At 66.9% G+C, this 22,565-nt stretch carries 20 protein-coding genes and 1 tRNA gene; 10 read left to right on the top strand and 11 right to left on the bottom strand.

From position 1 onward, the window contains the following. Positions 1-87: 87 nt before the first annotated feature. Both RPPS3_RS01380 and RPPS3_RS01375 read right to left on the bottom strand, forming a co-directional pair. The gene (locus tag RPPS3_RS01380) at positions 88-1,218 is read right to left on the bottom strand and encodes an acyl-CoA dehydrogenase family protein (protein ID WP_107342511.1); all 1,131 of its coding nucleotides are present in this window, start codon (positions 1,216-1,218) and stop codon (positions 88-90) included. A gap of 33 nt (positions 1,219-1,251) precedes the next feature. Beyond that, the gene (locus tag RPPS3_RS01375; protein ID WP_107342510.1) at positions 1,252-1,824 is read right to left on the bottom strand and encodes an OsmC family protein; all 573 of its coding nucleotides are present in this window, start codon (positions 1,822-1,824) and stop codon (positions 1,252-1,254) included. 269 nt (positions 1,825-2,093) lie between these two features. Between RPPS3_RS01375 and RPPS3_RS01370 the strand changes: the two genes are divergently transcribed. Then, positions 2,094-2,690, top strand: a complete 597-nt coding sequence (locus RPPS3_RS01370; RefSeq protein WP_234820063.1) for a TetR/AcrR family transcriptional regulator — start codon at positions 2,094-2,096, stop codon at positions 2,688-2,690. Positions 2,691-2,698: 8 nt separating this feature from the next. Here the strand turns inward: RPPS3_RS01370 and RPPS3_RS01365 are convergent, their stop codons facing one another. Next, entirely contained in the window at positions 2,699-4,636 is a 1,938-nt protein-coding gene (locus tag RPPS3_RS01365; RefSeq protein ID WP_107342508.1) for an acyltransferase family protein, read from the bottom strand. A 225-nt stretch (positions 4,637-4,861) separates the two neighbouring features. On the opposite strand from RPPS3_RS01365, the gene RPPS3_RS01360 reads away from it, so the two are divergent. Then, positions 4,862-5,284, top strand: a complete 423-nt coding sequence (locus tag RPPS3_RS01360) for a secondary thiamine-phosphate synthase enzyme YjbQ (RefSeq protein ID WP_107342507.1) — start codon at positions 4,862-4,864, stop codon at positions 5,282-5,284. A gap of 112 nt (positions 5,285-5,396) precedes the next feature. After that, positions 5,397-6,695 carry a RuBisCO large subunit C-terminal-like domain-containing protein gene (locus RPPS3_RS01355; RefSeq protein WP_107342506.1) on the top strand — a complete coding sequence of 433 codons (1,299 nt, stop codon included), beginning with the start codon at positions 5,397-5,399 and terminating at the stop codon, positions 6,693-6,695. A 27-nt stretch (positions 6,696-6,722) separates the two neighbouring features. Here RPPS3_RS01355 and RPPS3_RS01350 read toward each other — a convergent pair whose 3' ends face one another. Next, on the bottom strand, positions 6,723-7,808 hold the full coding sequence (locus RPPS3_RS01350; protein ID WP_107342505.1) for a hypothetical protein: 1,086 nt from the start codon (positions 7,806-7,808) through the stop codon (positions 6,723-6,725). A 175-nt stretch (positions 7,809-7,983) separates the two neighbouring features. Next, positions 7,984-8,766, bottom strand: coding sequence for a cobalamin B12-binding domain-containing protein (locus RPPS3_RS01345; RefSeq protein WP_234820061.1), 783 nt, complete (start codon positions 8,764-8,766; stop codon positions 7,984-7,986). An 851-nt stretch (positions 8,767-9,617) separates the two neighbouring features. Between RPPS3_RS01345 and RPPS3_RS01335 the strand changes: the two genes are divergently transcribed. Further along, positions 9,618-10,400 (top strand): HAMP domain-containing protein, encoded by a 783-nt coding sequence (locus RPPS3_RS01335; protein ID WP_107342502.1) that lies wholly within the window; start codon positions 9,618-9,620, stop codon positions 10,398-10,400. A gap of 500 nt (positions 10,401-10,900) precedes the next feature. Here RPPS3_RS01335 and RPPS3_RS01330 read toward each other — a convergent pair. The 4 genes from RPPS3_RS01330 to RPPS3_RS01315 all read right to left on the bottom strand — a co-directional run bounded on the left by RPPS3_RS01330 (position 10,901) and on the right by RPPS3_RS01315 (position 15,050). Then, positions 10,901-10,976, bottom strand: a tRNA-Thr gene (locus RPPS3_RS01330). 157 nt (positions 10,977-11,133) lie between these two features. Further along, complete coding sequence (locus RPPS3_RS01325) at positions 11,134-12,834, bottom strand: heme biosynthesis protein HemY (protein WP_107342501.1); 1,701 nt, start codon at positions 12,832-12,834, stop codon at positions 11,134-11,136. An 8-nt stretch (positions 12,835-12,842) separates the two neighbouring features. After that, a complete protein-coding gene (locus tag RPPS3_RS01320) occupies positions 12,843-14,252 on the bottom strand; it encodes a COG4223 family protein (RefSeq protein WP_107342500.1) in 1,410 nt (469 codons plus the stop codon). A 51-nt stretch (positions 14,253-14,303) separates the two neighbouring features. Continuing rightward, on the bottom strand, positions 14,304-15,050 hold the full coding sequence (locus RPPS3_RS01315; protein ID WP_107342499.1) for a uroporphyrinogen-III synthase: 747 nt from the start codon (positions 15,048-15,050) through the stop codon (positions 14,304-14,306). Positions 15,051-15,292: 242 nt separating this feature from the next. Here RPPS3_RS01315 and tsaD point away from each other — a divergent pair, with 242 nt between their 5' ends. From tsaD to RPPS3_RS01295, 4 genes are all read left to right on the top strand, one after another. Continuing rightward, positions 15,293-16,366: a tRNA (adenosine(37)-N6)-threonylcarbamoyltransferase complex transferase subunit TsaD gene (tsaD, locus tag RPPS3_RS01310; protein WP_107342498.1), complete on the top strand. Its 1,074-nt coding sequence runs from the start codon at positions 15,293-15,295 to the stop codon at positions 16,364-16,366. Positions 16,367-16,402: 36 nt separating this feature from the next. After that, a complete protein-coding gene (locus RPPS3_RS01305) occupies positions 16,403-17,392 on the top strand; it encodes an NAD(P)H-dependent glycerol-3-phosphate dehydrogenase (protein ID WP_107346378.1) in 990 nt (329 codons plus the stop codon). 2 nt (positions 17,393-17,394) lie between these two features. Further along, positions 17,395-17,808 carry an EVE domain-containing protein gene (locus RPPS3_RS01300; protein ID WP_107342497.1) on the top strand — a complete coding sequence of 138 codons (414 nt, stop codon included), beginning with the start codon at positions 17,395-17,397 and terminating at the stop codon, positions 17,806-17,808. A 177-nt stretch (positions 17,809-17,985) separates the two neighbouring features. Further along, positions 17,986-18,648, top strand: a complete 663-nt coding sequence (locus tag RPPS3_RS01295) for a class I SAM-dependent methyltransferase (RefSeq protein ID WP_107342496.1) — start codon at positions 17,986-17,988, stop codon at positions 18,646-18,648. Positions 18,649-18,657: 9 nt separating this feature from the next. Here the strand turns inward: RPPS3_RS01295 and mtaB are convergent, their stop codons facing one another. Beyond that, complete coding sequence (gene mtaB / locus RPPS3_RS01290) at positions 18,658-19,929, bottom strand: tRNA (N(6)-L-threonylcarbamoyladenosine(37)-C(2))-methylthiotransferase MtaB (protein WP_107342495.1); 1,272 nt, start codon at positions 19,927-19,929, stop codon at positions 18,658-18,660. Next, positions 19,929-20,810 (bottom strand): diaminopimelate epimerase, encoded by an 882-nt coding sequence (gene dapF, locus RPPS3_RS01285; protein ID WP_107342494.1) that lies wholly within the window; start codon positions 20,808-20,810, stop codon positions 19,929-19,931. Before dapF ends, mtaB begins: the two co-directional genes overlap by 1 nt. A 235-nt stretch (positions 20,811-21,045) precedes the next feature. Here dapF and RPPS3_RS01280 point away from each other — a divergent pair, with 235 nt between their 5' ends. Further along, on the top strand, positions 21,046-21,867 hold the full coding sequence (locus RPPS3_RS01280) for a GyrI-like domain-containing protein (RefSeq protein ID WP_107342493.1): 822 nt from the start codon (positions 21,046-21,048) through the stop codon (positions 21,865-21,867). Continuing rightward, the gene (locus tag RPPS3_RS01275) at positions 21,864-22,559 is read left to right on the top strand and encodes an SIMPL domain-containing protein (protein ID WP_107342492.1); all 696 of its coding nucleotides are present in this window, start codon (positions 21,864-21,866) and stop codon (positions 22,557-22,559) included. The genes RPPS3_RS01280 and RPPS3_RS01275 overlap by 4 nt, the downstream gene beginning before the upstream one ends. The last annotated feature ends 6 nt before the right edge of the window (positions 22,560-22,565 follow it).

Raw genomic sequence — 22,565 nt, 5'->3', positions numbered from 1 at the left:
TGAGTGCTCTCCAGGGCGGTTCCCTGGAGCCGAGCGTTGAAGGTGCAGCCCGCGCCTGGCGCGGGCCGCGCGATGGCGTCTCGCGGGCTAGTGCGCCATGTCCGCGAGCATCTTGCGGAGTTGCTTGGTGGCCGGGGTGACGATGGCGACGAAGTAAGCCTCGCGCAGCCGGCGCTGTGCGACGGCACCGGCCACATAGCCGCGCGCCCCACAATGCAGCATCGCCGCATGCGCCGCCGCGACCGAGGCATCGCCGGCGGCGAGCCGGGCCTCGATCACTGCGCGCCAATAGCCGAGGTCGTCCTCGAACGGGGTCGCGGCGAGGCGCGCGACCTCGACCTCCATTGCTTCGAGCTGTTCGGCAATCGGCTCGGGCTGCACGTCGAGGTATTTGTTGACGTGGCCGAGCGGCGCCTTGGTCTGCTGCATCAGCCGCAGACAGTCCCGGATCAGGCCGAACGCCATACCCGCCTGCAGCAGGATGAACCCGGCGCGGATCCGCTTGATGAACGGATCAACCGGATCGGCTAGCACCCAAGCTTCGGGCACCACCACGTCGCGCATCTGCACCGCGAAGGTGCGGGTGCCGTCGAGCGCGGTGAACTTCGCATTGTCGGCAAGGCTCACACCTTCCGCGTTGCAAGGAATCACCGCCATCACGTTGCGCGTGTTGCCGCCGTCCTCGACTTCGAAGATCGCGCCGAAGTAATGGTCGGCGCCGAGGTTGGAGACATAAGGCAACAAGCCCTTGACGATGTAGCCGCCGTCGCCGCGGCGGCCCTTCAGCCGCATCGGCTCGATCCCGAATAGCGACTTCATCGGGTTCGACAGCGCGGTGCCGCCGAGTGCTGCGCCGCTGGCGATCTGCGGGCCGACACTGGTCCGCAGATGCTGGTTGTCGGACGCATAGATGTACCAACCCAGCGCGTCCTGGCACCACATGCAGAACGACGTCGACAGGCAGTGCTCGCCGGCCGCCGCCATCGCGTTGATCGCGGTCATCAGATCGACGCTCGGGCTCATTCCCGGCAGATGATGCGCGTAGGCGCCGAGACGCCCGAAGGCGCGCATCTGAGCTTCCGGATAATGGCCGTCGACGTCGATGGTGTTGACCAGCGGCGGCAGTTCGCGCGCCGCCAGCGCGCGCACCGCCTCGACGACTTCGGCGCCGGGCAGCACCGTGGCGTCGCCTTTACTCACTGACTGGACATCCAACATCGTTGTTCTCGTCCGTTTGGTGGGGCTGCTTGGTCAGGCCATCGCAACGTCGAGATTGACCGGGCGGGAGAAGGTGTTGGCCACCGGCGACCACAGCCGCGCATGCGCGACCAGCGCTTCCAGTTCTTCGCGCGGACGGTCGGCTTCGAAGCTCACCTTGGCGCGCACATCGGTGAAGCCGACTGGCTTGTCGGACAGGTCGCCGGTGCCCCACACCGCGGTGATGTTGAGGTCGCCTTCGAGCTCGATCTCGAGCTTGTAGACGGTGATGCCCTTAGCGACGGCGTTGGCGTGGATGCCGACTGCGAGGCACGAGCCGAGCGCGGCGAGCGAGGCTTCGGACGGGTTCGGCGCGGTGTCGTCGCCGAGCAGGCCCGGCGGCTCATCGACTACGTAGGGCGGCAGCGAGCGGATGAAATTGAGGTGTCGGAAGCGGCCTTCGGCGATGGTCTTGCACTTCAGCGTCTTGATCACCGTCGGGTCGGCCTTGCCCTTGGCGATCAGATCGTCGAGGCCGGCCTTGTCGATCGGCGTAAGGCAGCCGGTCAGGGCGGTCGGGCTGTCGGGGGTCAGGCAGGCGGTCACGGCGGTGGCGGCTTTTGTCATGGGATCTCCTCTGCTGCCAATCGGCTGACAGCGCTTTTGGATACAGACCGTTCTGTATCAGCACGAAGCGTGCCAAAGTCCCGCACTGCAAAAACCACAGCGGAATCAGGGGAGGAGGCGTTAATGCCACGTGCCCATTCTAGAGGCGGGGCGCATTTGCGATCACATGGCGCGGCAAATGCCTGCTTCAGCGGCAAATCCTGGGCTGTGAACAGACCATTCGGTTTCCTCGATTGCGCAGTCCGAAATGTCGCGGTATGTGCCGAACCATGGCAGACGCTGCGCACCTCGTGATCGATCCCGCCGTCGAGGCGAAGCTGTCGCCGCGCGAGCGGCTGATCGACAGCGCCCGCAGTCTGTTCTGCCGCTACGGCATCAATTCGGTCGGCGTCGACGCGATCATCGAACAAGCCGGCACCGCTAAGACCACCCTCTACAAGCTGTTCGGCTCGAAGGATGGCCTCGTCGAAGCTGTGCTGGAGCGCGAGGGCCAGAGCTGGCGTAGCTGGTTCTTGGAGTCGATCGATGGGCCAGGCGGAACCGCGCGCGAGCGGCTCGGACGGATCGGCCCGGCGCTGAAAGAATGGTTTACCCGCGGCGACTTCTACGGCTGCCCCTTCATCAATGCGGTCGGCGAATCCGACAAGAACGACGATCGGATGCGGAGTCTGGCGATCGCGCACAAGACGATCGTGCTGGATCGTCTCACCGCTCTGTGTGCCGAAGCCGGGATCGAACAGCCGACCGAAGTCGCCCACACGCTCGGTCTGGTCATCGACGGCGCGATCGTGATGGCGCTGGTGACGCGCGATCCGTCGGCGGCCGATGTCGCGGGCCGCGCCTGCGCGGCGGTCCTGCCCGCCTGAGGATTAGACTAGCGGCCGAGCAGCTCTTTCGCGAACTGCCTGACGAAGAATTGCGACGACGCAATCGTCAGGTGGCTGCCGTCGAACGTCACCGGCGTGCCGCTGCCGGGCACGGCGAGCAGACAGCCCTGATCGTTGCAATAGACCGGCGTCGGCGAAATGAACTCGACGCCTAGCGCGGCGAAGAAAGCGCGCAGCTGTTCATTGGCTTCGGCTTCCGAGCGATCCAGCCGGGGCGGGCCGTCGCGCGTCGGGATCTCGGATGCGGAGATCAGGCCGGCGGCCTCGGACCGGTAGGCCTGCGCCAAAATCCGCTTCGGCGGCGTTCGCCAGCTCGGAAATTTCCCCACCACGACGATCCGCCGGACGCGGATGCTGCGCAGTTCAGCGAGCGTCGCCTTGATCATCGCGTCGATCGCCGCGGGATCGCGGTCGGCGCCGTCGTAATCGTGCCACTGCCGCGCCACCAGGATCACCGTGTCAGGCTTGATCGCGTTCAGCCGCTCGCGCGCATTGGCGTTGGCGGCGGTGCAGCCCGGTGTCTGAGCACTGACGTAGCCGAAGATCGGCGGACAGCCCGCGGTGGTGTATTGCGATAGCACAAAGCCGCCTTCGCTCTCCTGCAAGGCGCGCAGCCCAGGATAGAGATGGGCGGCGTGGGAATCGCCCCACAGTGTGATTCTCGGCACACCGGGCAATGCGGCGTCATCGCACTCGCGCGCGAAGGTCGAGCCCGAGCCGAGGAAGCAGCTCTTCAGCCGATATGCCAGCATCGCCTCGGCCTGGTGATCGCGGGTGACGATCTGCACGCTCGGGCTGAAGCGTGCCGGAAAGCCGCTTGCCAAGTAGATACCCGCGCCGAGAAGCCCAACAAGCGCGACGCCGGCGAAAGCGGCGGCGGTCTTGGCGCGGGTCGCCCGATAGCGAATCTTCGGCTCGACGAACCGGTAAGTGAAATCGGCGAGCCCGAACGCCACCACGACCGCGATCAGCTTCATCAGCGGCGGCGGCTCCTCGCCGAGCCGCACGATCCTGATCGCGGCGAGCACCGGCCAGTGCCACAGATACAGCGGGTAGCTGATCAGCCCGACATAAACCATGGCGCGATTGCCGAGCAGCCGCCGCCCGACCCAGGTGCTAGGGCCTGTGCCAATTAGCAGCGCGGCGCCGAGCACGGGCAGCACCGCCCACCAACCCGGAAAAGCGCGGCTGCGGTCGATCAAGGCAGCACCGGTAGCAATCAGCGCGAGACCGGCGATCGCCCCGATGTTGCGCAGCGTGACGGCGTGCTGCGCAAATGGCGCCGCGCGGTTCGCCGTGGCGATCGCCAGAAGGCAGCCGGTCATCAGCTCCCAGAACCGGGTCACCGGCAGATAGAACGCGGCTGATTGATGAGCCGGTGTCAGCAGCAGATTGGTGACGAACGAAGCCAGCAGAATCGCCACTGCGGCCACCACTGCGCCGTTCCTCCAGCGCCACGCCAGAATGATCACCGGCGGCCACAGCAGATAGAACTGCTCCTCGACGCCGAGCGACCAGAGATGCAGCAGCGGGTTCAGCTCGGAGGCGGTGTCGAAGTAGCCGGCGTCATGCAGCAGCGCGATGTTGGCGAGGAATGCAGCGCCGAAGCCGATCGCCTTGCCGGCGTCGCGATAATCGACGGGAAACAGCAGGAACCAGCCGCCGATCGCGCAGGCCGCCAGCACCAGCAGCAGTGCGGGGAAGATGCGGTTGATGCGGCGGGCGTAGAACGTGGCGAAGCTGAAGTCGCCGCGGTCGAGCGCCTGGCAGATGATCGACGTGATCAGAAAGCCCGAGATGACGAAGAAGACGTCGACGCCGATGAAGCCGCCGCGGATCTCGGCCGGAAAGGCGTGGAACCCAACCACCAGCAGCACTGCGATCGCGCGCAGGCCATCGATATCGCTGCGATAGGCCGGTCTCATCGGGAATCGTGGTCCTGGCGGGGCAAGAAGATCGAACTGGGCGCTGCGGGCTCCGTCAACACGCAGGGATGCAAACAGCGCGTCATCGCGAAGCCCTCCCGCACTGTCAAGTTACGGTCGTGCCAGGTTGCGAGCGGATCGCATGTCGCGCATGCGGCAACGGCTTGCGTTGCCCCGACGTGGGCACCGGGCTAACACTCGGGTGGTTCCAGTCAGGACGTCGCCATGCAGATTCAACGTCACCGTATCGAACTCGCCACCACCGCGCCGATCCAGCTGATCGACATCACCGATCAGGTCCGCCGCTTCGTCACATCGAGCGGCATCAAGGATGGTCTGGTTACGGTGAGCTGCCTGCACACCACCGCGCGGATCAACGTCAACGAGCGCGAGGAAAAGCTCGAGCGCGACATGCTGACGTTTCTGAAGCGGTTCGCACCGCGCGACGGCGACTATCTGCACAATCTCGATCCGGTCGACGGCCGCGACAACGCGCACTCGCATCTGATCGGGCTGTTCATGAATTCGTCGGAGACGATTCCGGTCGCCAAAGGCGCCATGGTGCTCGGCGAATGGCAGTCGGTGTTCTTCATCGAGCTCGATGGTCCGCGCGAGCGCCGCGGCGTCGAGCTGCAGATCATCGGTTAAGCTAGGCGCTTCGCGCGCCTGCGCCTCCACCGAAAGAACGGGGTATTCCGGATAGATACGCGGGCCGTGCCCGCGTATGACCGCAGCGGTATCACCAGACAGGTCATCAGCCATGACGCCGGACGACATCGCAGGCTTCCACGCCAAGCGCACGGATCTCGACCTCGACCAATACATCGAGCTGGATTTCGATTTCGAATGCGCCGGCGATCCGCGCGAGGCCGCGGCGCATCTGTGCAGCGAGCAGTCGACGGCGCAGTGGCGCCGGGTGGGCTTCGACGAAGATTTCCGTCCGCGCTTCGCCGCCAAGGTGCTGGAGCTGTCGGCGGAGCCGCGTCCGTCGGGCTTCAGCATTCCGGTCGAGTGCGCAGCGCGCGGCGAGGTGCATGCCTGCCGCGTCACCATTGCGCATCCGCACGGCAATTTCGGCGCAAAGATTCCCAACCTGTTGTCGGCCGTGTGCGGCGAGGGCGTGTTCTTCTCGCCGGGCATTCCGCTGATCCGGCTGCAGGACATCCGCTTCCCCGAATCGTATCTCGCAGCGTTCGATGGTCCGCGCTTCGGCATCGCAGGCTTACGCGAGCGACTGCAGGCGTTCGATCGTCCGATCTTTTTCGGCGTGATCAAGCCGAATATCGGCCTGCCGCCGCAGCCGTTCGCCGAGCTCGGCTATCAGAGCTGGACCGGCGGTCTCGATATCGCCAAGGACGATGAGATGCTGGCGGATGTCGATTGGTGTCCGCTGGCCGAGCGCGCCGCACTGCTGGGCGATGCCTGCCGTCGGGCCGCTGACGAAACCGGTGTGCCGAAAATCTATCTCGCCAATATCACTGACGAGGTTGATCGGCTGACCGAGCTGCACGATGTCGCGGTCGCCAAGGGAGCCGGCGCGCTGCTGGTCAATGCAATGCCTGTCGGGCTGTCCGCAGTGCGGATGCTGCGTAAGCACGCGACCGTGCCGCTGATGGCACATTTCCCGTTCATCGCCGCGTTCAGCCGGCTGGCGAATTACGGCATTCATTCGCGGGTAATGACGCGACTGCAGCGCTTGGCTGGCTTCGACGTCGTGATCATGCCGGGCTTCGGTCCGCGGATGATGACGCCGGAGCGCGAGGTGCTCGACTGCATCCGCGCCTGCCTGGAGCCGATGGGACCGATCAAGCCGTGTCTGCCGGTGCCAGGCGGCAGCGATTCAGCGGCGACGCTGGAGACTGTGTATCGCAAGGTCGGCAGCGCCGATTTCGGCTTCGTGCCCGGCCGCGGCGTGTTCGGCCACCCGATGGGACCGGCCGCGGGGGCGGCATCGATCCGGCAGGCTTGGGACGCGATCGCTGCGGGCATCCCGGTAGCTGATCACGCCGCCAGCCATCCTGAATTGGCGGCGGCGCTGAAAGCTTTCGGCGGGCGCTGATCAGCACCCGCCGCGTTGGTCCGCGCCTTAGCGCGGCAGTTCGGTGAAGGTGACGATCACGGCGCTGCGCCGGCCCTGGCTCGGCGCGCCGTCGCGGTGGATGCCGGCCGGATCGTAGAGCACCGCGTTGCCCTGGCTGCTGGTCACCGCAACTTGGTTCTCGGCGATGGCCGCCGTGAAGTTGCTGTCGGCGACGAGATCGGTGCCGAACGTCGCCTTGCGCTGCAGGCCGGCCGGCAGCGCGTAGAACGTCTCGCGCGCGGCCGGCAGCGTCGACGACAGACCGCACAGATCATTGGCGCGGCGGATCATCGCGTCCCAGAACCGGCGGCCGGCACGATTGCTGCCTGCCACATAGGTGAGCGGGCCGTTCGCGGCGCCGGTCTCGCCGAGATACACCACCATCTTCAGCACGTTGTAGCCGGTGTCGACCTTGAAGCCGTCGCACGGCGAGGCGTCGACGCTGACATCGGCGAATGGGCTCGACAGTGCGCCGCTCGATGCTTCGGTCACCTCGGCGGCGATCCGGCCGATGCCGACCGGCCGCTTCAGATAGCCGCTGGCCGCCTCGGTCAGACCGGCGTCGGCGGCGATCTGGTTGAGCCATTTGTAAAGGTCGGGAGCAGCAGCCGGATCGATCGCCACGCGGGTCGAATCCGGATCGCCCGGAATCGCCACGCGATGTTCGAGTGTCTTGAACGCGGCGTCGAGCTGGTTGCGCAGTTCGACGATCTTGTCGGGACCGAGCTGCACGGCGGCAAAGCCGTCGCGGGCGAGCGGGACGAACACCGCGGTGCCGCGCTCGGTCTTCGGCGCGTAGGCGGAGCCCGCACTGAACCGGCCGAGCCGCTGCAGCATGATCAGGCGCAGATAGGTCGGCAGGCTGCGCAGCGTGGTGACGAAGCGGTTGCCGGCCTCGGCGGGGCGCGGCAGGTGCTCGACGTCGATCATCCGCTGCGCGGTGGTGAGACAGAATCCGTAACCGAAAATCGTGATCGCCTTCAGCCGCGCGCCGAGCATCGGCATCGACATCACGCGCCCATAGGCCGGGTGGGCGTCGTAGTCGATCATTGGCAGGTGATCGAACGGATAAGATTTCGTTTCGGATTGCATGACCAGCCCCTCTGAAGGCATCACCGATAGCACGGACGCACGATTGGAATATGGCGGTGGGGCGCGAGTCGGGCGAGTTGGCAATCCGGCCAACACAGATGCCTGGTGCGACTCAACGCAACGGCCGCCTCGGTAACCGAAGCGGCCGTGAGATGAATGAAAGGTGCGGCGAAGATCAGATCCAGGCGAAGTTCGCCGCCGGACGCGCGGTGCGATTGAGCAACGAGCGCATCAGGCAGCGCTCGATCTGCACCGACGAGATCGTCGCGGCATCGGCCCCGACGAGAGCAACGGCGTCGCTGCGTTCGGCGAAGACGCGGCCGCTGGCGACCACCGCCAGTGCGGGGTTACGGGACGCGGCGCGCAGCTTGCGGATGGTCTCGGCCATTCGCGGCAGCCAGTGCTCGCGGCGCAGCGCCGGCGACAGCGAGATGTTGACGGCATCGAACCAACCGTTGGCGACCAGATCCGACAGCGCGCGATCGGTGTCGGGGAATTCGCTCACGGTGTTCCAACCGGCTTGTCGCAGCAGCTCGGCATGCAGCGCCGCACAGAACGAATGCGGCTCCCCGGGCTGCGACACCAGCAGCACGCTGCGCGGCTGCGAGCGCGCCAGCGGCGCCGACAACAGATCGAAGCTGATGCGGCGCATCGCCGTCTGCAGATGGCAGAGGCCGATCGTGACTTCGAATTCGCTGCAGGCGTCTTCGCTCCACAGATTGCCGAGGCTGCGGGCGGTCGGTTCAAACAGTCCGGTGAACAACGCGGTCGGCGACGACGCCCGCGCCAGTGATTTGTCGATCAGGTCGAACGCATCGGCGAGGTTCGGCGCGATCAGGAGTCGGGCGAGTTCCGCGGCGCGCGCTTCCGCTGGATCCTGCGCAACGCGGGTCCTGGCGGAGGTGTGTTTGACGACGAGATGCGGAATAACAGTCGAGACAATGCTTTCAGTATGCACGGCACGCACTCGATCTGGTTGCCCTCGACCAAAAAAGCAGATTGCTGAACGAGTGCGATGAGACCATGGCCGCTGCCGAGGGGAAGCAGGGATTGGATCGCCTCGCGCGGCTGTTGGCCCGTCGAAAAGCCGGCAGCGCCGTTGCCGCGGTGCGAAGGGAGCCCCGGAAACGGAGACTCGTCTTTGCTCTGGATCAAAACGAAGCATTCGCATCTGTCGCCACGTTCGGGCGGTGGCGCCGGACCGCGGCGCAGCATGGCCAGCGGCATAGGGTCGCGGCGCGTCAGCTGGCCTGCGCGGGCGGAGCGTTCGCCGAATGAAGGCGCCCGGATCGGCCTCCAGGCGATGACCATGAGCTTCGCGTGACTGCGCAAGCCGCGAGGCAGCGCTGTCGCTGATTGTTACTTCGGCATGACCGGTGACCGGCGGAGCGGTATGTCCGGTGTCGGGAATTAGTAAACGAACACCGCTCGATCATTGCTCCGTTAAAAGAGTGAAGCTCGCGTACTCCTATTGTCGCGGGGCAAGCGCCGGTACTGACTTCTCTGTATATTTACAGCCGCGCGAATCGGAGCAAAACTGATTCCACGGATCGTGTTTTACTGAGCAACTACCTGTTTAATCAAAGAGTTAGACGGCTAATTGGCTCATGGTGATTCGCGATTCTCTCGAACGAGTGCCTGGTTACCAGCGCTCGTTCACCGTTCCAGCGTGAGGCGTTTTCTTAGCGTGGTCCCAAGCAGGTCTACGCGGGAGTTAGCAAATCGTTAACGTTAATAAGTAAAGCGTTGTTCACGCTGTTCACCTTAGGGGGCAAGCCGCCCCTAATTGAAGAAAGCTGGAGAACTACGATGCAATTCGATCTGTCCAACCGAAACCTAGCCCAGAAGATCTCGATCCTCGTCTTGGGAATTACGCTGTTCGCCTCGGTCGCCATCGGTGGTGTCGGCGAAATGGTCTTGCACAAGGTCACCGATAGCCATGCCAAGCAGGCCGCGAGCGTTGCGTCGCTCGACCGCTTGGTCGGCCAAGGGGGAGCGACGCTGTCGCCAGTCCGCGCCGCGGACGGCAGCATCGTCGGCATGCTGGTGATGCAGCAGGATGCCGGGCCGGTGGTGATGCCGGCGTCGTACGAAGGTCAGGGTCTGGTGGTTCAGGCTTCGGAGACGGTGGTCACCTCGACTCCGGATTACGGTGTCGGCGCTGCCCGCACCATGCTGCTGCTCGCCGGTGTCGTGGTGTTCGCGGTGGTCGGTCTGGTCGGCACCCGGATTTCGCGCGGCCTGCTCGCCCCGCTCGGCGAACTGGAGAAGGACGTGGAACGCCTCGCCTCTGGCGACACCAGCGTTCGCATCCATGCGCTGAGCCGCTCGGATGAAATCGGCCGGATCGCGCGGTCGATCGCCAAGATCCAGCAGTCTCTGATCGAGCTGGCCAAGCTGAAGAGCCATCGCGTCCTCGACGGCACGAACGGTATTCTGGCCAATCTCAAGGAAATGTGGATGGATCTGAAGGGGGCCGTCAGCAACGCCCGCGAGATGCTGTTCACGGACGGCCGGACGGTCAGCGAGACGCTGTCGCGATCGTGGAGCAGCTGGCTGCACAACGGTTTGGGCGTTCCGAAGCGCGCCTGATCGGCGCCTCTCCACGACCCTGAACGCGCCTCCTCGAGTCATTGAAGGCGCGACGATCAAAACCAAGCGTTGAGATCATCACATTGAGGCTCACCCTGGCGGGTGAGCCGGTACCAACAAAAGCCCGCGCATCGCGCGGGCTTTTCTATTTGGGGCAGGCGAATGTCTTGAGGTTGTGCTTGGCCAAGATACAGAGCGTCGCCCCCTGCCCCGTCCAACGCAGTCCGATGTGTCGACTATGTCTCCGAACGCTCCGCTGGGCGTTCGATGCAGCCAGACAGGTGTTCGCTCCAAGGCATGCCTGGTCGTGCCAAGCGCTTGAGCGAGCCAGGATGGAGACCTGCTCGGCGTCTAGATTACACCCGGGACAACAGAGATGTTCCGCTGGACGCGATTGCTTCGGAAGTGTCCCGACCAAGCCCTTGAAGCCGAGGCATGGCTGCACCCAAACTCACGCGTGGCGTGGCGGATCAGGATCGGTGCGGGTGAAGGAAGAAAGGTGGTGCCGCAAGAGGGATTCGAACCCCCGACCCCGTCATTACGAATGACGTGCTCTACCAGCTGAGCTATTGCGGCGACCGCGAGCGCGCTGACGAAGCGGCCCGAAACGTCGGCTCCTGATATCGGGCGGCGGCCTGATTGGCAAGAACCAGGGTGCCTGAACCGGCGGTCGGAGCGGCCGCCGGTGTGGTTTTGTTGAACGTCGTCCCAATAACAGAAGCGCGCCGTGGGCTCAGCGCGGCGGCCGGTAACCCCGCCAGCCAGTGCTCTGCCCTGCCGCAGGCGCCTGCGAGCGTTCGGCGAACTCTTCAGGTGCCGCGTCTTCGTCGACACCTGGATCGTCGGGAGCCCGCACGATCGGAATCACCGGGGCCGCCTCCTTGCGGCGGTGGAACAGCGGCGCCGCAGACGACGCCGGTGCGGTCGCCACCTCAGTCGGAGCCTCGGTCGCCTTGGCGGGCTTGTCCAGTTTTGCTGGCTCATCGGCCACAACGGTGGTTTCTTTCGGCGTCACGATCGGTGCTTCCGGGGCCGCCTCCACCGTGACGGTGACGGCTTCCGCCGTCGTGCTGGCGGGAAGCGCTTCGCCGGCCGCCGAGGCGATCAGGGCGTCGTGGAACTTGTCGTCGATCACCTCGACCTTGTTGGACGGCAACGCCGACACCGGCACTTGCCACTGGAACGCGTCGAGCCGTCCGGTGACCGGCGACACCGGCCGCCAGTGATCCGACACGTAGCCGTCGGCGGTCCACACCGGGTCGTGCAGCGCGCGTACTGCCCGCAGCGTCCAAGCCCGCGCTTTCGCGGTGTCGCCGCGATCGCCATGTTCGATCTCGGCCATCAGCATCGCGACGCGCTGGGTCGGCATGTCGAGATAGGGCTGCAGTGCGGCGCGGGCGCGGCTGAACGAGCCAGCGTCGATCGCAGCGCGGGCGATCGCAACCGCGCTCTCGAGTTGCTGCGGACCCTTGGCGACCAGATTCTCGACCCGGCCGAGCCGCGCAGTCGCGGTGTCGCCCGGTTTCAGGTTGGCGTAGGTCGAGGCCAGATCCGGATGCGGCTGCGCCTGCCAGGCGGCCTCGATCACCTTCATGGCGCGCCGAACCTGATGGGCTTCGGCCAGATATTTCGCTGCCAGCACCGCCGCCGGCACCAGGGTCGGCGCCAGCTTGTTGGCTTCCAGCGCGCTGTCGCGGGCAAGGCTCTCGTCGCTTTCTTCCAGATCGGTCGCTCGCGCGGTCAGCAGCACCGCACGCTGCCGGCGAAACGCCTTCTTGTCGATCAGGCCAGCCGAGAGATTGCGCTCGAGAATCTCCAGCGCGCCGGTCCAGTCCGAGCGGGCGCAGCGGAACCCGAGCACCGCCTGCGACGCCCAGGCACAGGTCGGCTGCAGCCGCAGCGCTTCTTCGGCGATCGCCAGGGCCGCATAGGGATCGTCGGCGCGCTGCGCCTCGATATACAGCCCGCGCATGCCGAGCGACTTGGTGTCCTTGCGGGCGGCCATTGCCAGGAACGCACGGCGGGCGCCTTCGCGGTCGCCTTCGAGCTGCGCCGACTGCGCTTGCAGCAGCAGAGCGAGCGGATCGTGCGGGGCATGGCGCCGCGCCGCGTTGGCGTGGGCACGGGCGGCGCTGCTGTCGCCATGGCCGACGGCGAGCAGGCCCTGGGTGATGGCGTTGCGGGCGCGGGCGCTGCGCCGCGAGCTGCGGCCGCGCTTCATCCAGCCGGGTGCGCGCAGCACGCCGAGGATGACCGCCCAGGCCAGCATCACGGCGACGACGCCGGCGCCGAGCACCAGCGCGAACACTGGTAGCGTCATCGACGCCTTCCAGTCGTTCCACGACAGCACCACTTCGCCGGGCTGTTCGGCCACCCAGGCAGCGCCCGCCGCCGCGAGCGCGATGATCACGAGAAACAGAACGATGCGCAGCATGGGCAGACCTATGGCGACGGTTTCTGCAGCGACCCGAGCGCTGCGGTGGCGAATTGATGGGACGCGGCGAGCGCTTGGTCGCGCGCCTCGGCCTTGTCGATCCAGGATTGAACAGGAGCGCGGTCACCCGGCGCAAGCGCTTTCAGCTCCTTCAGCGCGGCGGCGATGTCGCCCTGCTTGCCGGCCGCGGTCAGCCGGCCGACGATCGCGGTGCGATCGATGCCTTCGACCGCGTCCGAACGCTGAATCTTCACCAGCCGCTCGGCGTTGGCCTGAAACCGGTCGATGAAGTTGGCGTTCGTGGTGCTCTTGTCGGGCAGCAGGCCGGGCAGCTGATCGACCAGCTCCTGGCCGAGCGCACGGGCGCTCGGCACGCCGGTCGCAGCGAAGCGGTCGAGCGGCTTCAGCGCGGCTGCATCGGGCGCCAGCGGCGCCGCGGCCTTCAGCAGTGCCTGAAACGGTTGGCCCTGCGTCACCGCGAGGTCGAGCAAGGTGGCGGCGACCGCGCGGCGCAGCGCGCCGTCTTCGGCTGGAGCCGTCTTCGGCGCCGGTTTCTCCGCCTCGGCCTTGGCGGCAGTTTCCAGTGCGCCGAGGCGCCGATCGATCGCCGCCATTGCGGCGGTGGTCTGCTCCAGCGCGGCCGTTTTGTCGGCGGCGGCGGCGTCCGCAGTCGGCTTGGCCTCGCCCGCGCTGGCGTCCGGAGACGCCTTCAGCTCCTTGATGGTCGCGGCGAGCTGATCGGTCTGGCCGCGTAGCGCGGTCAGATCGTCACGCAGCGACGCCACCGACTTCTCCAGCGCGTCGATCCGGCCGGTAGCGGCGGGATCGGAAGTGGCAGCGCCATCGGCTGCCGCCTTTGGCCGCGCTTCGAGGTTGGTGATCCGGATCGCGAGCGCTTCCAGCGCCGCGGTGTCGCTCGGCGCGGCTGCGGCGCCGCCGGTTGCGGGAGCGGCTTCGAGCTTGGCGATCCGTGCGTTCAGCGCGTCGAGGGCCGTCGGGTCGGCCTGCGGGGCGGTGACGCTGGTCGACGACAGGAACTGCGGCAACAGCTCCATCTTGGCGGCGCCGACCACGAGGCCGGTGGCGATCGCGATCGTCAGGACCGGCGGCAGGATCAGCGACGCGATGCTGTTCCGCGGCGCTGCGGAGCTTTGCGCGGTCGCCGACGCATCGGCTGCAGCCGTGGTGGTGGCAAATTCCGGTTCCGGCAGCCCGGCAGCCTGTTCGGCTTGCTCGCGCTGATCGGCGGCGATGTCGAACGCCTGCTCCGGTCCCCGCGCCGGTTCGGCCTCGGGTGCTGTCTCCGCTGCGGCTTCCGCCTCGGCACCGGCGGGCGCGGCACTGATCTCCTCGCCGGTCGGCTGAGCCAGCTCGGCCGGTTCCGCAGCCTGTTCGTGTTCGGGCCTGTTCTGGACCATCCCTGGATTTTCCTCGTCGCTACCTGTCGGCGCCGGCGGTCCGGCGCGGCATCAATTCACTTTGGCCGGGCTGAGCGCCCGATCCAGCGCTTCGAGCAGCGCCTTTTCGTCCGGCTTGCGCGCCACCATCACCTGGTTGGCGCCGGCTTCGCGCACCACCTCGGAGACCGCCTCCGACAGGCAGCATTGCGGAATCGCCAGCGCCGAAATCTCGATGCCGGAGGTCCGCGTCGCGTCGATGAACGCCCGGGCGCTGCGCCGCGAGTAGTGCAGCACAGCCTCGATGCGATTAGCCGCGAAAGCGTCGCACACCTCGGCCGGCAGGCTCGGCACCGGCACCATCCGGTAGGCCGTCTGCATCACCACCTCGAAGCCATCTTCGCGCAATTCGCCGGCGAGGTCGCGCGACAGATCGGCGCCCGCCAGATACAGCAACGCGCCAGCGCGCTTGTCTTTCCCGCTGAAGGTGTCTCGGATCTTGATCCTGAGCTTGGCCGCATCGCCGTCGGCGATGATCACGTCGCTAAAGCCGGCGTCCTGCGCCTTGCGGGCGGTGTGCTTGCCGACCGCGAACAGCGGCAGTTTCAACAGCCGCGCCAGCACCGGCTGGTCGTCCAGCGCACGCAGCGCATTGGCGCTGGTGACGATCACGCCGGTGTAGTGCGCATCCGGATCGTCGGGGAAAGGCACCGGCTCGAACCGCAGCATCGGCGCCAGCAACACGTCATAACCCTTGGCGCGCAGCGTCTTCGCAGTCGCGTCGCCGTCGGGTTGCGGGCGGGTGACGAGCAAAGCCACGCGTTACGTCCTCGGCTGTCGATTGATGAGAGTGAATCCGAAGTAGCCCGGCCGCATGACCCTGAGCCGCGTGAAAACCGGTCGCGCCGCAGCACCCCGCTTCGCCGCTCCCACGCAATCTGCCGGGGCCGCAGGGCGCCAAGGGGATGATTGCATTCCAAGACCCCGCAATGCTACGCGAGGCAAGGAGAACGCCGGTTCGGGCGCAAACGCAAGGGCTCAATTTGACTAGTGAACAAGCCTTGCTGGTGCTGGGGATCGAGACCACCTGCGATGAAACCGCAGCCGCCGTGGTCGAGCGCCGCGCCGACGGCAGCGGCCGGCTTCTCTCCAATATCGTACGCTCTCAGACCGACGAACACGCCCCGTTTGGTGGCGTCGTCCCTGAGATCGCCGCGCGCGCCCATGTCGATGTGCTCGACGGCATCATCGCGGCGGCGATGAACGAAGCCGGCGTGGCATTCGCCGGGTTGTCGGGCGTCGCTGCGGCCGCCGGGCCCGGACTGATCGGCGGCGTCATCGTCGGGCTGACCACCGCGAAGGCGATTGCGCTGGTGCACGGCACGCCGCTGATTGCGGTCAATCACCTCGAAGCCCACGCGCTGACGCCGCGGCTGACCGACGCGGTGGAGTTTCCCTACTGCCTGTTCCTCGCCTCCGGCGGCCACACCCAGATTGTCGCGGTGCTCGGTGTCGGTAACTACGTCCGGCTGGGGACCACGGTCGACGACGCGGTCGGCGAGGCGTTCGACAAGATCGCCAAGATGCTCGGCCTGCCCTACCCCGGCGGCCCTCAGGTCGAACGCGCGGCCGAAGCCGGCGATCCCAACCGGTTCGCATTCCCCCGCCCGATGCTCGGCCGGCAGGATGCCAATTTCTCCCTGTCCGGCCTGAAGACGGCGGTGCGCAACGAGGCCGGCAAGCTGACGCCGCTCGATCCGCAGGACATCGCCGATCTATGCGCCGGCTTCCAGGCGGCGGTGCTGGAGTCGGTGGCCGACCGGCTCGGCGCCGGCCTGCGGCTGTTCAAGGAACGGTTCGGCCCGCCGAAAGCGCTGGTTGCGGCCGGCGGCGTCGCCGCCAATCAGGCGATCCGGCGGATGCTGCGCGAGGTCGCCGCGAAAGCGCAGACCACGCTGATCGTGCCGCCGCCGGCCCTGTGTACCGATAATGGCGCGATGATCGCCTGGGCCGGCGCCGAACGGCTGGCGCTAGGCCTCACCGACACGATGGATACCGCGCCGCGCGCGCGCTGGCTGCTCGACGCCAACGCCACCGCGCCGGCCAAATTTGCCAACACGCGTGCCGGGTTCTAAGGCCGGGCTCAAGTCGGTGGCTTGGATGATGTTGCGATGAGTTCGTTGAATTCGATTGCCGTGCTCGGAGGCGGAGCCTGGGGCACGGCGCTGGCGCAGACCGCCGCGCGGGCTGGCCGAAACGTGACGCTGTGGGAGCATGATGCCGGCAATGCCGAGCATCTGATTGCGGCGCGTGAGAGCCGCTTCCTGCCCGGCGTGCGGCTCGAACCCTCGATCCAGGTGACGCGCGACCTCGCCGAGGCGGCGCGCGCCGACGCGCTGTTGCTGGTGGTGCCGGCACAGGTGCTGCGCCAGGTGGTCACGTCGCTGCAGCCGCTGATCGCGCCGCGAACCCCGCTGGTCGCCTGCGCCAAGGGCATCGAGCACGGCACCCACCGGTTCATGACCGAGATCGTTGCTGAAGCGGCACCGGCTGCGATCCCGGCGATCCTCTCGGGGCCGAGCTTTGCGGCGGACGTGGCGCGCGGACTGCCGACCGCGGTGACGATCGCCGCCACCGATGCGGCCTGCGCACAGGCGCTGGCCCAGGCGATGAACTCCGGCAGCTTCCGCCCGTATCATTCGACCGATGTGCGCGGCGTCGAACTCGGCGGCGCTACCAAGAACGTGCTGGCGATCGCCGCCGGCATCGTCGAGGGCCGTCAGCTCGGCGCGTCAGCGCTGGCGGCGATGACGACGCGCGGCTTCGTGGAGCTGGTGCGGTTCGGCAAGGCCTATGGGGCGCGAATCGAAACCATGCATGGCCTGTCGGGGCTCGGCGATCTGACGATGTGCTGCTCGACGCCGCAGTCGCGCAATTTCTCGTTCGGCATGGCGCTCGGCCGCGGCGAGCAGATCGAAACCGCCGCGCACGGCAAGCTCGCCGAAGGCTACTACACCGCGCCGGTGCTGCTGGAGATGGCGCAGGCGAAAGACATCGACATGCCGATCTCGACCGCGGTGGCGGCGGTGCTGAGCGGCAAGCTCAGCGTCGATGCCGCGATCGAAGGGCTGCTGACGCGGCCGCTCAAGGCGGAGGAATAGACGTGGCGTATTGGCTGGTGAAATCCGAGCCGTCGGTGTGGTCGTGGGACCAGCAGGTCGCCAAGGGCGCCGAGGGCGAAGCCTGGACCGGCGTGCGCAATCACTCCGCCAAGCTGCACATGGTGGCGATGCGGCGCGGCGACCGCGCGTTCTACTATCACTCCAACGAGGGCAAGGAGATCGTCGGCATCGCCGAGATCATCCGCGAAGCCTACCCGGATCCAACCGATGCCAGCGGCAAATTCGTCTGCGTCGATATCAAGGCCGAGAAGCCCTTGAAGACGCCGGTGACCCTCGCCGCCATCAAGGCCGAGCCCCGCCTCGCCGAAATGGCGCTGCTGAAATACTCGCGCCTGTCAGTGCAGCCGGTCACCGCCGAGGAATGGAAACTGGTCTGCAAGATGGGCGGGCTTTAGGGGACGGACAGCAGGACAGATCATGGTTCGAGACGCCCGGCTCCGCCGGGCTCCTCACCATGAGGCCTTGCCTGGAGCCTAGGCACCTCATCCTGAGGAGCGGCCATTTGGCCGCGTCTCGAAGGATGAGGATGGTGATCGCTTTACATCTCTCCGCCGCTCGCCCATCACCGCGCGATGAGCAGCTCCGCCATTACCGATCCCATCGCCTTCATCCATGCCAATACCCGGCTGCGCGAGGTGCCGCTCGTGCCGGAGGTGATGCTGCACGTCGCCGACGAGGCGTTGCCGCTGTGGAGCAAGACTGAAGAAGAGCTTGGCGAAGCCGGGTTGCCGCCGCCGTTCTGGACGTTCGCCTGGGCGGGCGGACAGGCGCTGGCGCGCTATGTGCTGGATCATCCGCAGGACGTTGCCGGCACGGATGTGATCGATCTCGCTTCCGGCTCCGGGCTGGTGGCGATCGCGGCTATGAAGGCCGGTGCGCGCCGCGTCACCGCGTTCGATATCGATGGTTTTGCCCGCGAGGCGATCCTGGTCAATGCCGCGGCCAATGGCGTCGTGATCGAGGTCTGCGGCGACGATCTGCTCGCCGGGCCGCATCCGCTGCCGGCGCAGGCCGTGCTGGCCGGCGATATCTTCTATCAGCAGGACATCGCCGGGCTAGCCTTCACCTTCCTGCAAGGCCGTGCAGCACAGGGCGCGCAGGTGCTGATCGGCGATCCTGGACGCTACTACTTGCCGAAAGATCAACTCGTGCAGCTTGCGAGCTACGGCGTGCCGGTGACGCGCGAATTGGAAGATTCCGAAATCAAACACACCGGCGTGTGGACGCTGAAGTAATTGGCGCCGCTATACGGTCAGCCGCGCGCCGTCGTTCCCGGTGATCCGCAGGGTCTGCACATCTCCGGGCGTCGCGCCTGAGATCGCGACCGGGAGGAAGTGCTCGGTGCGGCCCTGCGTCGGGCTCTCGATCAGCACCGCGCGGGTCGTGCCGATCTCGGCGGCCAGCCGCCGCTGCAGCGCTGCATCGCCGGCGGCGCGGAGCCGGGCGGCGCGATCGCGGATCACGCGGCCATCGAGCTGCGGCATCCGCGCGGCCGGCGTGCCGGGCCGCGGCGAATATGGAAACACATGCAGAAACGTCAGGCCGCATTCCTCGACCAAGTCGAGCGAGCGCTGAAACATCTCGTCGGTCTCGGTCGGAAACCCGGCGATCAGATCGGCGCCGAGCGTGATGTCCGGCCGCAGCCGCCGGGCCTCGGCGCAGAATGCGACCGCGTCGGCCCGCGCATGCCGGCGCTTCATCCGTTTGAGGATCAGATCGTCGCCGGCCTGCAGTGACAGGTGCAGATGCGGCATCAGCCGCGGCTCGGTGGCAAGCGCATCGATCAGGTCGCGATCGGCCTCAACCTGATCGATCGACGAGATCCGCAGCCGCTGCAGCTCCGGCACGTGCCGCAACACTTTCTTAACCAGGGTGCCGAGCTTCGGCGTGCCCGGCAGGTCGGCGCCGTAGCTGGTGAGGTCGACCCCGGTCAGCACGATCTCGCCGTGGCCGCGCTCGGCCAACCGCCGCACCTGCTCGACCACCGCCCCGACCGGTACCGAGCGGGAATTCCCGCGGCCATATGGGATGATGCAGAAGGTGCAGCGATGGTCGCAGCCGTTCTGCACCTGCACGAACACCCGCGGCAGTCCGCTCTGGTACCCGTCCAGCAGATGCGGCGCCATCTCGCGCACCGCCATGATGTTGGCGACCGCGATTTTCTGCTCGGTTTCGAGCCCGAAGCTGGGGCCCGCCTTAAGCGCGCCTTTGGCTGCATGCCAGGCCTCGCTGCGGGTCTTGTCGTCATTGCCGATCACCCGGTCGACTTCGGCCATCGCGGCGAATGTCGCCGGCTCGGTCTGAGCCGCGCAGCCGGTCACGATGATGCGGGCCTCGGGGCGCGCGCGCTTCAGCTTGCGGATCTGCTGCCGCGCCTGCGCCACCGCCTCGTTGGTCACCGCGCAACTGTTGACCACGATGGTGTCCGAGAGACCGGCGCCTTCAGCCTCGCGCCGGATCAGCTCGGACTCGAACGCGTTGAGGCGGCAGCCGAAGGTGACGACCTCGACGGCCATCAGGCGCCAGTCGGGTCGAGCGCGCCGGTGAACAGCGCCGGATCGAACCGGCCTTCGAACTCGAATTCGGCGCCGCCGGTCATCAGCACGTGGTTGTCGCTCTCGCGCCACTCGATGCTGAGCTGGCCGCCCGGCAGCGTCATGTCGACGGTCCGTTCGGCGCGCTTCAGCCGCGCCGCCGCGACCGCGGTCGCGCAGGCGGCCGAGCCGCACGCCTTTGTCAGCCCGGCGCCGCGCTCCCAGGTCCGCATCGTGATGTGCTGGCGATCGACGATATGGGCGAGCGTGATGTTGGCGCGCTCCGGGAAGATCGGATGGTTCTCCAGCAATGGTCCGAACCGGCCGAGATCGTAGGCGTTCACATCGTCGACCCAGAAGATCGCGTGCGGGTTGCCCATGCTGACGACCGACGGCGTGTGCAGCACTGGCGCGTCGATCGGGCCGATCTGCAATTCGATCATCCGGGTGTCGCGGAATTCCTCGGCCAGCGGAATGTCCTGCCAGCCGAACTTCGGCTCGCCCATGTCGACGGTGAAGAGGCCGTCGGCCGGGCCGCGCCAGCAATTGAGCAGGCCGGCGCGGGTCTCGAAGGTCAGGCCGTTCTGGTCGCTGCCGGCAAACATCTGCCGCGCGACGCAGCGCATGCCGTTGCCGCAGGCGCCGGATTCGGAGCCGTCGTTGTTGTAAATCCGGACGAAGGCTTCGGTGCCGGGCAGCCGGGCCGGCTGCAGCAGCATCAACTGATCGTAGGGCACGTGAGCCGCCACCGCCCGCGCATCGGCCGGCGTCACCGGCGCCGGCTGATCGCGCAGGTCGACCACCACGATTTCGTTGCCGATGCCGTTCATCTTGGCGAACAGGCGGTTGTCCAGCGCGCTCATGCTCTCGTCCTCGCCGCGCCTATATGGCGAACCCGGTCCGGTTTGGCCAGTCTGCCGCCCGCAGCGCCGCACGGCCACAGGGAAGCCACACCGTCATCGCATGGCTCGCCAGGACGGGACGAAATCGCGGATCGGATGTTATGAGGAGCCGCTCGACTCGGTGATTGGCGCAAGTCCGATGCTGCGCCACGCGGGAAGGTCGGGCGACGTTCGCGGTGGCCTTGGGAGAGATGGAATGGAACGCCCCTGCCTGTTTGGTGTTACGCGCGTCGGGCTGATGCCGGCGCTGGTGCTGACGCTCGGCATCGCCGGCGCATCAGCCCAGACCGCCCCCGACGCCAGCAAGGACACCAAGGACAAGCCGGCAGCCGCAGCACCGGCGCCGGCTCAGACTGCGCCGACCCAGCCGGCACCGGCTCAGGCCACGCCGGCACCTGCCACCCCGGCAAATCCGTCGACCTCTGCGCCGTCGACCTCTGCCCCAGCGACGCCGCCGACGGCGAGCGAGACACCAGCTGTGACGCCGGCTCCCGCCACGCCCCCGTCAGCGGCCCAGACCCCCGCGGCGCCGTCCACGCCGGCGCCGGTGCAGACCGCCGATCCGTTCGGCGAGGAGACCACGCTGGAGCCGAAGACGGTGGTGATCCTGAAGGGCAAGGCGAACTGGGATAACGCATTCGACAGTTTGATGGACGCGTTCAAGTCGCTGACGGCGCTGCTCGACAAGCAGGGCATCGCGCCGAACGGCAACCCGATGATCGTCTACACCTCGACCGACGATACCGGCTTCACCTTCCAGGCTCAGGTGCCGGTGCCGCAGGAGCCGAAGAACCTCGCCAAGTCGATGAGCATCGGCAAGTCGCCCGACGGCAAGGCGCTCAAGTTCGTCCACCGCGGCTCCTACGACAACATGGACAACACCTACGAGGCGATCACCAACTTCCTCGACGACAAGAAGCTCGAGGCCAAGGACACCTTCATCGAGGAATACATCACCGACCCGCTGAAGACCGCCGAAGACAAATTGGTGATCAACGTTTACGTGCCGATGAAATGAACATGCTCCGCTCTGTTTCCGTTGCTGCCGCTTGCTGCCTGCTCGTCGCGTTGCCGGCGCGTGCCCAGGACGCCCCGCCGCCGGGTATCGTCGTGCGCGGCGAAGCGCAGAAGTCGGTCGCGCCCGACACCGCCATGATCGAAGCCGGGGTGTCGAACTTCGCCAAGTCCGCCCGCGCGGCGGCGGAAGCCACCAATTTGGCAATGGGCAAAGTGCTGCTGGAGTTGAAGAACGCCGGCATCGACGGCAAGGATATCCAGACCTCGCAGTTGTCGTTGCAGCCGCAATATGCCGACCGCCCCGGTCCAAGCGAAGTCACCGGCTACGTCGCCAAGAACATCGTGTCGGTGCGGGTGCGCGACATCGCGGCGGTGGCGGGGATTCTCGATCGGCTGATGGTGGCGGGCGCCAATGAGGTGCGCGGCATCAGCTTCACCGTCAGCGATGCATCCAAGCTGCTCGACGAAGCGCGGACCGCAGCGGTCGCCGATGCGCGCCGCAAGGCCGAGATCTACGCGCGCGCCGCTGGTCTCACGCTCGGTGCGCCGCTGTCGATTGCCGAAGATTCCGCCCCCGGCATGGTGCCGATGCGCAAGATGGCGGCGGATCTGTCGACCGGCGCTCAGGTGGCGCCGGGCGAGCAGACCTTGAACGTGTCGGTCACGGTGAACTGGGGCATCAAGGCGCAGTAAGCGCGG

Source organism: Rhodopseudomonas palustris, from assembly GCF_003031265.1.
GTDB classification, from domain to species: Bacteria; Pseudomonadota; Alphaproteobacteria; order Rhizobiales; family Xanthobacteraceae; genus Rhodopseudomonas; species Rhodopseudomonas palustris_H.
The sequence above is the reverse complement of the archived record's forward strand: the minus strand, read 5'-3'. Positions and strand labels throughout refer to the sequence as shown.

Excerpts from the sequence above, each read along its gene's own strand:
- RPPS3_RS01380 (WP_107342511.1), bottom strand. The coding sequence starts at position 1,218 with ATGTTGGATGTCCAGTCAGTGAGTAAAGGCGACGCCACGGTGCTGCCC.
- RPPS3_RS01375 (WP_107342510.1), bottom strand. The coding sequence starts at position 1,824 with ATGACAAAAGCCGCCACCGCCGTGACCGCCTGCCTGACCCCCGACAGC.
- RPPS3_RS01370 (WP_234820063.1), top strand. The coding sequence starts at position 2,094 with ATGGCAGACGCTGCGCACCTCGTGATCGATCCCGCCGTCGAGGCGAAG.
- RPPS3_RS01365 (WP_107342508.1), bottom strand. The coding sequence starts at position 4,636 with ATGAGACCGGCCTATCGCAGCGATATCGATGGCCTGCGCGCGATCGCA.
- RPPS3_RS01360 (WP_107342507.1), top strand. The coding sequence starts at position 4,862 with ATGCAGATTCAACGTCACCGTATCGAACTCGCCACCACCGCGCCGATC.
- RPPS3_RS01355 (WP_107342506.1), top strand. The coding sequence starts at position 5,397 with ATGACGCCGGACGACATCGCAGGCTTCCACGCCAAGCGCACGGATCTC.
- RPPS3_RS01350 (WP_107342505.1), bottom strand. The coding sequence starts at position 7,808 with ATGCAATCCGAAACGAAATCTTATCCGTTCGATCACCTGCCAATGATC.
- RPPS3_RS01335 (WP_107342502.1), top strand. The coding sequence starts at position 9,618 with ATGCAATTCGATCTGTCCAACCGAAACCTAGCCCAGAAGATCTCGATC.
- RPPS3_RS01325 (WP_107342501.1), bottom strand. The coding sequence starts at position 12,834 with ATGCTGCGCATCGTTCTGTTTCTCGTGATCATCGCGCTCGCGGCGGCG.
- RPPS3_RS01320 (WP_107342500.1), bottom strand. The coding sequence starts at position 14,252 with ATGGTCCAGAACAGGCCCGAACACGAACAGGCTGCGGAACCGGCCGAG.
- RPPS3_RS01305 (WP_107346378.1), top strand. The coding sequence starts at position 16,403 with ATGAGTTCGTTGAATTCGATTGCCGTGCTCGGAGGCGGAGCCTGGGGC.
- RPPS3_RS01295 (WP_107342496.1), top strand. The coding sequence starts at position 17,986 with ATGAGCAGCTCCGCCATTACCGATCCCATCGCCTTCATCCATGCCAAT.
- mtaB (WP_107342495.1), bottom strand. The coding sequence starts at position 19,929 with ATGGCCGTCGAGGTCGTCACCTTCGGCTGCCGCCTCAACGCGTTCGAG.
- dapF (WP_107342494.1), bottom strand. The coding sequence starts at position 20,810 with ATGAGCGCGCTGGACAACCGCCTGTTCGCCAAGATGAACGGCATCGGC.
- RPPS3_RS01280 (WP_107342493.1), top strand. The coding sequence starts at position 21,046 with ATGGAACGCCCCTGCCTGTTTGGTGTTACGCGCGTCGGGCTGATGCCG.
- RPPS3_RS01275 (WP_107342492.1), top strand. The coding sequence starts at position 21,864 with ATGAACATGCTCCGCTCTGTTTCCGTTGCTGCCGCTTGCTGCCTGCTC.